General features: G+C 66.9%; 10 protein-coding genes and 3 tRNA genes. 8 read left to right on the forward strand and 5 right to left on the reverse strand.

Translation table 11 applies throughout. The features are described from left to right. The first annotated feature begins 96 nt into the window (after positions 1 to 96). The 5 genes from ACFQRE_RS17655 to ACFQRE_RS17675 all read left to right on the forward strand — a co-directional run bounded on the left by ACFQRE_RS17655 (position 97) and on the right by ACFQRE_RS17675 (position 2,029). The gene (locus ACFQRE_RS17655; RefSeq protein WP_380124958.1) at positions 97 to 1,194 is read left to right on the forward strand and encodes a YihY/virulence factor BrkB family protein; all 1,098 of its coding nucleotides are present in this window, start codon (positions 97 to 99) and stop codon (positions 1,192 to 1,194) included. A 78-nt stretch (positions 1,195 to 1,272) separates the two neighbouring features. Next, positions 1,273 to 1,345, forward strand: a tRNA-Gly gene (locus ACFQRE_RS17660). Between the two features lie 24 nt (positions 1,346 to 1,369). Further along, a tRNA-Cys gene (locus ACFQRE_RS17665) sits at positions 1,370 to 1,440 on the forward strand. Between the two features lie 17 nt (positions 1,441 to 1,457). Beyond that, positions 1,458 to 1,532, forward strand: a tRNA-Val gene (locus ACFQRE_RS17670). 137 nt (positions 1,533 to 1,669) lie between these two features. After that, a complete protein-coding gene (locus ACFQRE_RS17675) occupies positions 1,670 to 2,029 on the forward strand; it encodes a LuxR family transcriptional regulator (protein WP_380124960.1) in 360 nt (119 codons plus the stop codon). Positions 2,030 to 2,036: 7 nt separating this feature from the next. Here the strand turns inward: ACFQRE_RS17675 and narI are convergent, their stop codons facing one another. From narI to ACFQRE_RS17700, 5 genes are read right to left on the reverse strand one after another with little or no spacing between them, the layout of a single operon-like run. Continuing rightward, the gene (narI, locus tag ACFQRE_RS17680; RefSeq protein ID WP_380124962.1) at positions 2,037 to 2,765 is read right to left on the reverse strand and encodes a respiratory nitrate reductase subunit gamma; all 729 of its coding nucleotides are present in this window, start codon (positions 2,763 to 2,765) and stop codon (positions 2,037 to 2,039) included. Beyond that, complete coding sequence (gene narJ, locus ACFQRE_RS17685) at positions 2,762 to 3,478, reverse strand: nitrate reductase molybdenum cofactor assembly chaperone (protein WP_380124964.1); 717 nt, start codon at positions 3,476 to 3,478, stop codon at positions 2,762 to 2,764. Before narJ ends, narI begins: the two co-directional genes overlap by 4 nt. Beyond that, on the reverse strand, positions 3,475 to 5,124 hold the full coding sequence (narH, locus tag ACFQRE_RS17690) for a nitrate reductase subunit beta (RefSeq protein ID WP_380124966.1): 1,650 nt from the start codon (positions 5,122 to 5,124) through the stop codon (positions 3,475 to 3,477). Before narH ends, narJ begins: the two co-directional genes overlap by 4 nt. Then, a complete protein-coding gene (locus tag ACFQRE_RS17695; protein ID WP_380125849.1) occupies positions 5,124 to 8,840 on the reverse strand; it encodes a nitrate reductase subunit alpha in 3,717 nt (1,238 codons plus the stop codon). Before ACFQRE_RS17695 ends, narH begins: the two co-directional genes overlap by 1 nt. 35 nt (positions 8,841 to 8,875) lie before the next feature. Then, entirely contained in the window at positions 8,876 to 10,186 is a 1,311-nt protein-coding gene (locus ACFQRE_RS17700) for an MFS transporter (RefSeq protein ID WP_380124970.1), read from the reverse strand. A gap of 196 nt (positions 10,187 to 10,382) precedes the next feature. Between ACFQRE_RS17700 and ACFQRE_RS17705 the strand changes: the two genes are divergently transcribed. Genes ACFQRE_RS17705 through ACFQRE_RS17715 form a run of 3 tightly spaced genes read left to right on the forward strand, consistent with a single transcriptional unit; the run spans position 10,383 to position 12,045 of the window. Further along, on the forward strand, positions 10,383 to 10,805 hold the full coding sequence (locus ACFQRE_RS17705) for a VOC family protein (protein WP_380124973.1): 423 nt from the start codon (positions 10,383 to 10,385) through the stop codon (positions 10,803 to 10,805). Between the two features lie 15 nt (positions 10,806 to 10,820). After that, positions 10,821 to 11,219: a DUF2237 family protein gene (locus tag ACFQRE_RS17710; RefSeq protein WP_380124975.1), complete on the forward strand. Its 399-nt coding sequence runs from the start codon at positions 10,821 to 10,823 to the stop codon at positions 11,217 to 11,219. 49 nt (positions 11,220 to 11,268) lie between these two features. Next, entirely contained in the window at positions 11,269 to 12,045 is a 777-nt protein-coding gene (locus ACFQRE_RS17715; RefSeq protein WP_380124977.1) for an isocitrate lyase/PEP mutase family protein, read from the forward strand. The last annotated feature ends 82 nt before the right edge of the window (positions 12,046 to 12,127 follow it).

Consider the following 12,127-nt stretch of genomic DNA (forward strand, 5'->3'; position numbering starts at 1 on the left):
GACACAGTGGGCGAGAGAGAGTTGTGACCGGCTCGTGTCGCGCAAGCGTCGTGTCATGGGCGACCCGCCCGGAGCGCGGCAGATAGCGTGACCCGGGTGATCGATGCGAAGCGACGCCTGCGGCGGTGGCTGGCGCGGTTCCCTGCCCTGGAGTCGCTGGCGCGGCTCACGGTGGAGACGATCCGCATCTGCCTGCGCTATCGCGTGACGGGTTTGGCCTCCGAAGCCGGCTTCTTCGCGCTGCTGTCGTTGCCGCCACTCGTGCTCGGGCTCTTCGGCGGGGTCGGCTACGTCGGGCGTTGGCTGGGTGAGGACACCGTCGAGCAGGTGCGCCTCGCCATTGCCGAGTATGCCGCGCGCTTCCTCACCGACGACATCATCTCGAGGACGTTGTCACCCACCGTCGACGACGTCTTCCAGGACGGACGCTTCGACCTCATCTCGGTCGGCTTCGTGCTGTCCCTGTGGTCGGGTTCGCGCGCCCTCAACGTCCTCGTCGACACCGTCTCGATCATGTATGGACAGTCGGGACTGCGCGGGATCGTCCCCACCCGCGCGCTGAGCTTCTCGCTGTATGTCGTGTCTCTCCTCGTCGGCGTCATCACCATCCCGCTCGTGCTCATCGGACCGACGTTGCTCGGAGAGGTGCTTCCCGACGCGTGGGACTTCCTGACCCTGCTCTACTGGCCGGTCGTCTCCCTGCTCGTCATTGCTGCCTTCACGAGCCTGTATCACGTCTCCACGCCGCTTCGGAGTCCTTGGACGCGAGACCTCCCCGGTGCCGTGCTGACCCTCCTCATCTGGGTCATCGCGTCATTCGCGGTGCGGGGGTCGATCGCTGCCTCCCTGGGTGGGTCGTCGATCTATGGTCCGCTGAGTGCGCCGATCGTCCTGCTCATCTGGCTCTACATGCTCGCCATTGCGGTGCTCATCGGTGCCGCCCTCAACGCCGCCATCCGCAACCTCTGGCCGTCGGGGGAGCAGCGAGGGCTCCGGGAGCGTCTCGCGGCCTTCCTGCTGCCCCAGCGCGCCGCAGAGCGGGCTTCCCCCGTGGACGCGGGCGCCAAGGACGGCACCGAGGACGACGACCTGGACCTTCGCGGCATACGCGAAGCTGCACGCCGTCCACTGACTCCGATCCAGGACGACGAAACTCTCGTGATCCCCCGGATCCGGGTCGGATCGGGCCGCTGAAACGGGTGGGTTTGGAGTTCACGTCTGGGATCAGTTAATGTCTCTCCGCACGCCAAGAACGAAAGTTCGAAGCGTTTCGCGGATGTAGCTCAGTTGGTAGAGCGCAACCTTGCCAAGGTTGAGGTCGCCGGTTCGAACCCGGTCATCCGCTCGGAGGGTTAGCCACCCCTTAAATGGTGGAGTGGCCGAGAGGCGAGGCAGCGGCCTGCAAAGCCGTTTACACGGGTTCAAATCCCGTCTCCACCTCAAGTAGTACCCCTCGCGGGCGATTGGCGCAGCGGTAGCGCGCTTCCCTGACACGGAAGAGGTCACTGGTTCGATCCCAGTATCGCCCACCAAAGAACCGCAGCACAGGTCTCGCCACCTGAGCTGCGGTTCTTTTTCATGTGCCCGTGGTCCCGTGCAACGGGCCATTGGTCCCTGTCGCCCCGAGCTGTGATGCGGCACGGTGGAGGGGAGCGGAAGGAAGAACACGATGACCGAGACCACCCATGTCCACACTCGAGGCAGCGACGGCGTGGTGCGGCTGCCCGATCTCGCGGCCCGCCTCCTGGAGGAGGCGCACGCCCACAACTCTCAACGAGCCGCGGAAACCATCACCTCCGGGCCGTCCATGCGAGCCACCGTCATCGCCCTCGTTGCCGGCGCCGAACTGGCGGAGCACGAGTCCCCTCCCGCCGCAACGCTCCAGGTGCTGGTGGGGGAGACCAGACTGAGCGCCGCGGGAGGCGTGTGGCTCGCGCGCGACGGCGAGATCGTCGCCATCCCCCCTGAGCGCCACGCCCTGAGGGCGATCACCGATGCCGTGGTGCTGCTGACCGTGGCCCTGCACTGAGGAGACGTCAGCCGACCCGGTCCCAGCCTCGACGTGGTCGGTGGCTGCCCAGTTGGGCGTCGTCGCGGCTGCGGTAGACGATGTAGGGGCGGGTGAGGTACCCGAGTGGGGCGCTGAAGACGTGCACGAGTCGCGTGAACGGCCACAGCGCAAACAGCCCGAAGGCGACCAGTGCGTGCAGCTGGAATCCCAGTGGGGCCTCGGCCATCAGCGCGGCATCGGGCTGGAAGGCCAGGAACGATCGGTACCAGACGGACACACCCTCGCGGTAGTTGTACTCGCCGCCGATCGTCAGGATCGACCCGGCGATGGTGTTCCACATCCCCAGCACGATGACGACGCCGAGGAAGGCGTACATCACCTTGTCCATCACGGTGGTTGCGGAGAAGACCGGCCCGACGGTGCGTCGTCGGTAGATCAGGATCGCCATTCCGACGACGGTCATGACACCTGCCAGGAGACCGCCCCCCACGGCGGCCACGTGGTACGTGCGTTCGCTGATGCCGGCCCAGTCGGTCCAGGACTGCGGCACGAGAAGGCCGATGATGTGGCCAGCGACGACGCCGAGCATCCCGAAGTGGAACAGCGGACTCCCGACGCGCAGCAGGCGGTTCTCGTAGAGCTGGGACGACCGGGTGGTCCACCCGAACTTGTCGTAGCGGTAGCGCCACAGGTGGCCGACCACGAACGTCGTCAGGCACAGGTAGGGGAAGATGACGAAGAGGAACTCGTTCATGTGCGGGCTCCTGGGAACGACGGCATGGGTAGGGAGATGGGCTCGGGGACGGCGCTGGTGGCGGTGGGTGCCCCTGGGCTGAACTGCGGGTTGGCGAAGGGGGCGAGCCCGACTTCTTCCTCCGGTGGCCCTTCTGCTGCGAGGCGACGGACGGCGTCTCGTTCCTCCCCGCGAAGCGGTGGCAGCGTCGCGGTGACCGCGTCGATCAGGCTCGCCCACGGTGACGCCAGATCCCGCAGCGAGATTCGCAGGAGCTCAAGTCCGGCGCGGTGGTCAAGCATGAGGTCGCGGCCGAGCCCTTGGTCGACTGTGGCGGCGAACTCGAGCACGACGCAGAGATGGTCGGGCAGCTCCGCATCGTCGAGCTCGAACCCTGCGCGCAGGTAGGTCTGCTTGAAGCGCAGCAACGCCATCCCGCGTTTACGGGTGTCCCCGTGAGCGAAATAGGTCAGGAAGAGGTTGCACCGACGTCTGGTGTCGAAGGTCTCGACATACTCGGCCTGGAGCTCGGGCAGTGGCGTGCCCTCGAGATGGTCGAGGTGGGCCCTGATGGAGTCCCCGATCGCGAGTGGCAGACGGTGGGACGCCGACCTGAGCAGGTCGGCACGGCGCAGCAGGTCCTGGTCCGGGTAGTCGAGAAGCAGGGAGACCGACTGCCACACGATGGTGAGCTGGTCGGGAGGCAGTGCCGGTCTGGGTCGTCGCGCAGTCACGAGTCGGAGCCCGTCGGCGGGAACATCCCGGGTGGCGAGCCCTTGCCGTCCCAGTTGAGAAGGTTGACGCGACTTCGCTTGTTGGCGGGGCCGGTGAGGGAGTCGGAGGTCTGGCGGGCCTGCAGCATCTCGAAGTTCTCGACCGCGATCGGCGTCGGCGTTCCAGAACCTTCGCCGAACAGGTCCTGCTGCCCGCCGCCGTACTCCGAGACGGAGCACTCCGTGGACAGCTCCTCCAGGGAGTGGGCCTGCTCGGCGTGCGCGGCCGGGATGACGTAGCGCTCGTCGTACTTCGCGATCGCGAGGAGGCGGTACATGTCGTACATCTCCTCCTCGCTCATCCCGACTGCGGCGGGGATGGAGGCGTCAGGATCGCGACCCATGTTGATGTCGCGCATGTAGCAACGCATGGCGGCGAGCTTCTTGAGCACGGCGTCGACCGGCGCCACGTCGCCGGCCGTGAAGAGCTCGGCGAGGTACTCGACGGGGATCCGCAGGGCGTCGATCGCAGCGAAGAGGTTGCCCTTGTCCTCGGCGTCCTCCCCGGTCTCGGCAACGACGTCGACGACCGGCGACAGCGGTGGGATGTACCAGACCATCGGCATGGTGCGGTATTCCGGGTGCAGGGGCAGCGCGACCTTGAACGTGTTGATGAGCGCGTAGATGGGCGAGCGCTGGGCTGCGTCGATCCAGTCCCGGGCGATGCCTGCCTTCTCGGCCTCGCGGATCACCTCGGGGTCGAAGGGGTCGAGGAAGACGTCGCGCTGGGCCTCGTAGAGCCCTTGGTCGTCAGTGGTGGAGGCTGCCGCGAGCACCTTGTCGGCGTCGTAGAGCATCAGGCCGATGTAGCGCAGTCGGCCCACGCAGGTCTCGGCGCACACCGTCGGCAGTCCGACCTCGATGCGCGGGAAGCAGAACGTGCACTTCTCGGCCTTGCCGGTGCGGTGGTTGAAGTAGATCTTCTTGTAGGGGCAGCCCGAGACGCACTTGCGCCAGCCACGGCATTTGTCCTGGTCGACGAGGACGATGCCGTCCTCCTCGCGCTTGTAGATCGCGCCGCTGGGGCACGATGCCGCGCACGACGGGTTCAGGCAGTGCTCGCAGATCCGGGGCAGATAGAACATGAAGGTCTGCTCGAACTCAAACTTCACCTTGTCGGCGATCTTGGCGAGCATGGGGTCGCGGTGGGCGGTCGCGGTCGAGCCACCGAGGTCGTCGTCCCAGTTCGCCGACCACTCGATCTTCATGTTCTTGCCACTGATCAGGGACTTGGGCCGGGCCACCGGAGTGTGCTCCTGGGCCGGCGCGTCAGTGAGGGTGGAGTAGTCGTAGGTCCACGGCTCGTAGTACTCACCGATCGAGGGGAGCACGGGGTTGGAGAAGATCGTCATGAGGTTCTTCAGGCGCCCGCCGGCCTTGAGCTTCATGCGTCCTCGTTTGTCCAGCTCCCAGCCGCCCTTCCACTTCTCCTGGTTCTCGTAGGTGCGTGGGTAGCCGAGCCCCGGCCTGGTCTCCACGTTGTTGAACCAGATGTACTCGGTGCCCGAGCGATTGGTCCATGCCTGCTTGCACGTGACCGAGCAGGTGTGGCACCCGATGCACTTGTCCAGGTTCATGACCATCGCCATCTGCGCCATGACCTTCATCAGTACGTCACGTCCTGGCTTCGCTTGCGGATGATGGTGACCTCGTCACGTTGGTTGCCGGTGGGGCCGAGATAGTTGAAGGCGAAGGTCAGCTGGGCATAGCCCCCGATCAGGTGGGACGGCTTCACGAGCAGCCGCGTCAGTGAGTTGTGTATGCCGCCCCGCTTGCCTGACGTTTCGGCCAGCGGTACGTCGATCAGCCGGTCCTGTGCGTGGTACATGTACACCGTTCCTTCGGGCATCCGGTGCGAGACGATCGCCCGGGCGACGACGACGCCGTTGCGGTTGACCGCCTCGATCCAGTCGTTGTCCTCGATGCCGACCTTGGCTGCGTCACGATCACTCATCCAGATGTTCTGGCCCCCGCGTGACAGCGAGAGCATGAACAGGTTGTCCTGGTACTCCGAGTGGATCGACCACTTGTTGTGCGGTGTCAGGTAGCGCACGGCCAGTCCCTCGACCTGTCCGGCCGAACCGTCCGAGACGGTGCCGAGAACGGGTTCGGCGAACAGCGCCGCCATGTTGAGCGGCGGTCGGTACACGGGCAGGCCCTCACCGAGCTCGGTCATCCAGTCGTGGTCGAGGTAGAAGTGCATCCGCCCGGTCAGGGTGTGCCAAGGCTTCTTGCGCTCGACGTTGATGGTGAAGGGAGAGTAGCGGCGGCCACCGGTCTCGGAGCCCGACCACTCCGGTGAGGTGATGACGGGGACGGGTGGACCCTGGGTGTCGGCGAAGGTGATCTGCTTGCCCTCGTGCTCCTGCGCCAGGTCAGCGAGCTGGACGCCGGTGCGCTTCTCCAGGGTTTTGAAACCCTGGGTCGCGAGGTGCCCGTTGGTGGTTCCGGACAGCGCGAGGATCGCCTCGCAGACGTTGACGTCCTTCCTCAGCGACGGTCGGCCATCGGCCACTCCGCCACGCACGGTGCCGTTCTTGGCCCGTAGGTAGTCGACCTGCTTGCTCAACTCGAAGGTGACGCCCTTGGTGGTGGCACCGAGCGTGTCGACCAGTGGCCCGAGCGCGTTCATCTTCTCGGCCACTGCTCCGTAGTCACGTTCGACCTCGACCAGCTTGGGCATGGTCACCCCCGGGATCGGCTCGCACTCGCCCTTCTTCCAGTCGCGGACGATCCCGTGTGGGTTGGCCATCGCGTCCGGGGTGTCGTGGGTGAGGGGCACCGCCACCACGTCCTTGCGGACACCGAGGTGGGTGGCGGCGAGCTCGCTGAACTTCTCGGCGATCGTCTGCCAGGCGTCCCAGTCGGTGCGGGTCTGCCACGGCGGCGCAATGGCGGGATTGAACGAGTGCACGAACGGATGCATGTCGGTCGTGTTGAGGTCGTGCTTCTCGTACCAGGTGGCGGCGGGGAGAACGACGTCCGAAAAGATCGTCGTGCTGGTCTGGCGGAAGTCGATCGTCATCAGCAGGTCGAGCTTGCCCTCGGGTGCCTCGTCGCGCCAGGTCACGTCGACCGGACGCTGCCCCTCGGGTGTCTCGGTGGCGCGCACCGAGGAGTCGGTTCCGAGCAGGTGCTTGAGGAAGTACTCGTTGCCCTTCCCGGAGGAGCCGAGCAGGTTGGCCCGCCAGATCGACAGGATCCGCGGGTAGTTGCCCGGTGCGTCGGGGTCCTCGCCAGCGAAGTCGAGGTCGCCGGACTTCAGCTGTTCGACGACGTACTCACCGACGGGTTTGCCTGCGGCCGCGGCGTCGTCACTGAGGTCCAGGGGGTTGCGGTCGAAGGTCGGATACGAGGGCATCCAGCCCATCCGCGCGCTCTGGGCGATCACGTCGGCGGTCGACTTGCCCGCGAGCTGACCCTTGCCGGTGGTGGCGGAAAGTGTGTCAGCGCCGAACTGGTCGTAGCGGAACTGGTTGGTGTGCAGGTACCAGTAGGCGGTCTGGATCATGTTGCGGGGAGGGCGATTCCAGTCGAGCGCGTTGGCGATCTGGGTGTAGCCGGTGATCGGGCGGACCTTCTCCTGTCCGACGTAGTGCGCCCAGCCGCCACCGTTCACTCCCTGGCAGCCGGTGAGGTTGGTCAGGGTGAGGAAGGCGCGGTAGATCGTGTCGGAGTGGAACCAGTGGTTGGTGCCGGCGCCCATGACGATCATGGATCGGCCCTTGGACTCCTCGGCGTTCTGCGCGAACTCACGTCCGATCCGGGCGGCAGTTGCCGCCGGCACACCGGTGATCGTCTCCTGCCACGCGGGCGTGTAGGGCGCTTGCGCGTCGTCGTATCCCTTGTTGTCCCCGGTGGGCCAGGCCCCCGGGAGCGGCTGACCCAGGTGCGATCGACCGACGCCGTACTGGGCGAGCAGGAGGTCGAAGACCGTGGTGACCAGGTGACCGTCCACGCGGCGCACGGGGACCCCGCGGGGCAGGTCGGCGGCGGCACCATCGGGAGTGTCGAAGCGCGGCATACGCACGACGACCGACTCGGTCGCGGTGTCCAGGAGGGAGAGAACAGGGTCGACCTCGCCGAGGTCGAGGTTCCACTTGCCCACCCCGGCCTCGCCGTAGCGGTGGCCCAGGGATCCGTTGGGCACGACGGCCTCGCCAGTGCTGGAGTCGATGAGCACGGTCTTGAAGGCGGCGTTCTCCTCGTCGGCGTGGTCGCTGAGGTCTGCGGCGGTGAGGAACTTGCCGGCGGTGTACTCGCCGTCAGCCGCCTGCTCGAGGCGCACGAGGTGCGGGAGGTCGGTGAAGGACTTCACGTAGTCGGTGAAGTAGGGCGTCGCCCTGTCGACGAAGAACTCCTTGAGCACGACATGACCCATGGCCATGGCGAGTGCCGCGTCGGTGCCGGGCTTCGCGGGCAGCCACTCGTCAGCGAACTTCACGTTGTCCGCGTAGTCGGGGGCGACGGCGATGACCTTCTGGCCGCGGTAGCGGGCCTCGACCATCCAGTGCGCGTCCGGTGTGCGGGTGACCGGCAGGTTGGAGCCCCACATGATCAGGTAGCCCGCGTTCCACCAGTCACCGGACTCGGGGACGTCGGTCTGGTCGCCGAAGACCTGCGGGGAGGCGACGGGCAGGTCGGCGTACCAGTCGTAGAAGCTCAGCATGGAGCCGCCGATGAGGTTCACGAACCGGGCGCCGGAGGCGTGGGAGACCATCGACATCGCGGGGATCGGCGAGAATCCGGCGACCCGGTCAGGCCCGTACTTCTTGATCGTGTGGACGTGCGCCGCGGCGATGATCTCGCTGGCCTCGTCCCAGGTCGCCCTCACCAGACCACCCTTGCCGCGTGCCGACTTGTAGGCCTTGGCTCGCAACGGGTTCTCGACGATGTGTTCCCACGCCCGGACCGGATCGCCGTCGTGCTGGGCCTTTGCCTCACGAAACATCTGGAGCAGGACGCCACGGACGTAGGGGTAGCGGACCCGAGTGGGGGAGTAGGTGTACCAGGAGAACGCTGCTCCACGTGGACAGCCGCGCGGCTCGTACTCAGGGGAGTCCGGGCCGACGGAGGGGTAGTCGGTCTGCTGAGTCTCCCAGGTGATGATCCCGTCCTTGACGTAGACCTTCCACGAGCAGGAGCCGGTGCAGTTCACCCCGTGCGTGGACCGCACGACCTTGTCGTGGCTCCAGCGGTCGCGATAGAAGTCGTCGGCCTCCCGCCCCCCGACCTGCGAGATCGTCCGCAGGTCCTTGGAGACCGTCCCCTTGGTGAAGAACCTCCTGCTGCGAACGAGGGCCTCCGTGAGGGAACCATCCATTCCGACGTCGGGCGTGGACTTCTTGCGGGAGGGGGTCAACGAGTTTCCTGTCCTTGGGCGGCTGTTCGTCGAACGATGGTGATGGTGAGGAGCAGGGCCAGGGCAGCGGTGGCGCTGAGCATCCAGAGCCCGATGGCGTAGGAGTCGGTTCGGCCGTAGACGTAGCCCATGATCAGGGGCGGGACGAACCCGCCCAGACCTCCGGCGGCGCCGACGAGCCCGGTCACGCCACCGACGCGGGACGGCTCGGTGACCTTGGCGATGAGAGCGAAGGTGGCACCGCTGCCGGACCCCAGCGCGGCAGCCATGGCCAGGAACGCGATCGTGCCGATGCCCTGCAGTGGCGGTGTGCCCGCCGAGATGGCGGCGCCCACGACCACGACGCCAAAACCGGTGGCCAGCACCGGGATCGCGCCCACCTTGTCGGCGAGCCAGCCTCCGACCGGTCGCATGATGACGGCGACGAGGACGAAGCCGGCCATCCGGTTGGCCGCGTTGGCAGCGGTGAGCCCATGGGCGGTCTTGAGGTATGCCGGGAGGTAGACCGAGAACGCGACGTACCCACCGAAGGCGACGGCATAGAGCAGGCACGCCTGCCACGTGATGGGGAGCTTGGAGTTGGCCGAGATCCGCGAGGCCAAGGACGTGGTGGGCGCGACCACGCCGGGTGCGTCACGCAGGATCAGCCAGGCCGCAACGGCATACACGGCAAGGACCGCAGCGGTGATGAGGAAGGGGGACTTCGCGCCCAGCTGGTCGGTCAGTTTGACGGTGGTCAGAGCGCTGATGGCGGTGCCGCCCATGCCGGCACCGAAGATGCCGATGGCGAGGCCGCGCTTCTCGGGAGGGAACCAGGCATTGACGAAGGGCACGCCGACGGCGAAGGAGGTCCCGGCGATCCCGAGGACGAAGCCGCCGACCAGGAGCAGGGCATAGGAGTCGAGGGCGAAGAAGGCGATGAACAGGGTGGGGACGATGGTCACGCCCGAGACGAGGGGAAACATGACGCGGCCGCCGTACCGGTCGGTCAGTCCACCCACGATGATCCGACCGAGGGAGCCCACGACAACCGGGACTGCGACCAGCAACGCCACGTCCGACTCGGTGAGGGGACCCAGGGCGCCGGTCGTCCGGAAGAGCGGACCGAGGGGGCTGATCAGCGCCCAGGCCCAGAAGTTCACCGCAAAACCGAGGGTCGCCATCGCCAGCATCGCCCAGGGCGATCTGGTGGCTTCCGGAGCTGCGCCGTCTGGCGCCCCTGCGGTTGTCACGATCGTGCCCTCCCCTCGAGGCGCTCCCGGCCCACGATGGACCCCCTTGTCGGGTTTGGCAATGGCCGGACTCATGTTTTCGGATCTCCTCACTGGCCCACCCGTGATGGCGACGCCACACGGAAACCATCACAGCGGGACCGAGGAAGAATGACGAGGGCCAAAGGTCCCTGTTGCTCCCGAGTCGGGGCACCTGAAGGGAACTGACGCCGTCCTCCGCCGGTGAAGGGCGACAGTTGTTTTGCGGCTGGGCCTGTGTGAGTGTGCAGGGATGCCCCTACCCATTGAAGGTTTCGCCCACGTCCGCCTCACCGTGACCGACATTGCCCGCTCCCGGGCGTTCTACGAGTCGGTGTTCGGCTGGGACGTTGCCTTTGAGATACCTGACGGCGCCGATGACCAAACCCGTGAGCAGCTCGGGTTCCTCTTCGGTGGGGTCATCTACAGCTTCGGCGGCGGGCTCTTTGGCCTGCGACCCGTGGCGCCGTCGTCGGACGAGTTCTCCGAGGATCGGGTCGGGCTGGACCACGTGTCGTTCTCGGTCGCGTCGCTGGACGCGCTGAAGTCATCCGCTGCCACCCTCGACGAGCTCGGCGTCGCGCACGAGGAGATCAAGGACCTCGGCCAGATGGCGATCCTGGAGTTCCGCGACCCAGACGGTGTCGCGCTCGAGCTCACCGCCCCGCTGGCCTGACCGGACGGCTGAGACATGGCGGAGCGCAACGTCCTCGGCGGCGAGCTGGAGGTGTGCGGCACCGAGCCCCTGACGGGGTTCTTCCGCGACGGATGCTGCAGCTCTGGCCCGGAAGACCTTGGCAGCCACACCATCTGCGCGGTGGTGACGGCCGAGTTCCTCGAGCACCAGCAGGGCATCGGCAACGACCTGTCGACCCCGATGCCGGAGTATCGCTTCCCTGGGCTCGTGCCCGGGGATCGGTGGTGCGTGACTGCACACAACTGGGCGCGAGCACACCGCGAAGGAGCTGCCGCGCACGTCGTCCTTTCCGCGACCAACGTGGCAGTGCTCCAAGTCGTGCCGTTGAAGGTCCTGCAGGACCATGCCGTCGATGTCCCTCCGGACCTGAGCTCCATGACGTCCGAGCCGTAGCCGCCCGGGGACGCCCGGGGACTCCGGCGGTCGGCGTAGGTTGAAATGCATGACCACCAATGTCGAAAAGGCCCAAGAGCTGCTGCGCCTCCACCAGGTGCCGGAGCTTCTCGTCGTCGTCAACGTCTGGGATGCCATCACCGCGCGGGTCGTGGCGGACGCCCCGGGGACGAAGGCGCTGGCCACGGCGAGCCACTCGATCTCGGCGGCCTATGGCTATCCCGACGGTGAGCAGATTCCTCGGGACCTGATGATCGAGGCCGTGGGACGGATCGCCGCAGCTGTGGACCTCCCCGTGAGTGCCGACCTCGAGGCCGGGTACGGCGACGCAGGCGAGACCATCAGCCGGGCCATCGACGTCGGCATCGTCGGCGCCAATCTCGAGGACCAGCTCAGGCCGTTGCCAGATGCCGTGCGAGCGGTCGAGGCGGCCGTTGCGGCAGGGGAGAAGGCGGGAGTGCCGTTCGTCCTCAACGCCCGCACCGATGCCTTCATCAAGGCTGGCGACAAGGACCCGGCAGCCGTCCTCGCCGACGCGATCGAGCGGGGCAGGGCATATCTCGGTGCCGGCGCCGCGACCTTCTTCTGCCCCGGCAAGCTGGACGAGCCCACCGTGACCGCGCTCGTCGAGGCGCTCGGTCCCCAGAAGGTGAACCTGATCGGTGTGCCGGGTTCGCTGAGCCTGGCCGACGCCGGGCGGCTCGGTGTTGCGCGGGTCTCCTACGGGCCGTGGAGCCAGAACGTGGCTCTCACTGCGCTGGCCTCGCTCGCCGAAGATGTGTATTCCGGTGGCGCACTTCCCGAGGGGACCCGCAAGCTCAACTGACATCCGCCCGTCGGCGCCGACCGATGCGGCATACCCTGTGCGAATGGCCGAAAAGCGCGTGCGAGGCCAGACCCCGGTGAAC

This window comes from Knoellia pratensis (assembly GCF_042666395.1).
Classification (GTDB): domain Bacteria; phylum Actinomycetota; class Actinomycetes; order Actinomycetales; family Dermatophilaceae; genus Knoellia; species Knoellia pratensis.

What these genes read in the sequence shown, in the direction of transcription:
- narH (WP_380124966.1), bottom strand. Translation starts at nt 5,124, where the DNA reads ATGAAGGTCATGGCGCAGATGGCGATGGTCATGAACCTGGACAAGTGC.
- ACFQRE_RS17675 (WP_380124960.1), top strand. Translation starts at nt 1,670, where the DNA reads ATGACCGAGACCACCCATGTCCACACTCGAGGCAGCGACGGCGTGGTG.
- ACFQRE_RS17695 (WP_380125849.1), bottom strand. Translation starts at nt 8,840, where the DNA reads ATGGATGGTTCCCTCACGGAGGCCCTCGTTCGCAGCAGGAGGTTCTTC.
- narI (WP_380124962.1), bottom strand. Translation starts at nt 2,765, where the DNA reads ATGAACGAGTTCCTCTTCGTCATCTTCCCCTACCTGTGCCTGACGACG.
- ACFQRE_RS17715 (WP_380124977.1), top strand. Translation starts at nt 11,269, where the DNA reads ATGACCACCAATGTCGAAAAGGCCCAAGAGCTGCTGCGCCTCCACCAG.
- ACFQRE_RS17705 (WP_380124973.1), top strand. Translation starts at nt 10,383, where the DNA reads ATGCCCCTACCCATTGAAGGTTTCGCCCACGTCCGCCTCACCGTGACC.
- ACFQRE_RS17700 (WP_380124970.1), bottom strand. Translation starts at nt 10,186, where the DNA reads ATGAGTCCGGCCATTGCCAAACCCGACAAGGGGGTCCATCGTGGGCCG.
- ACFQRE_RS17710 (WP_380124975.1), top strand. Translation starts at nt 10,821, where the DNA reads ATGGCGGAGCGCAACGTCCTCGGCGGCGAGCTGGAGGTGTGCGGCACC.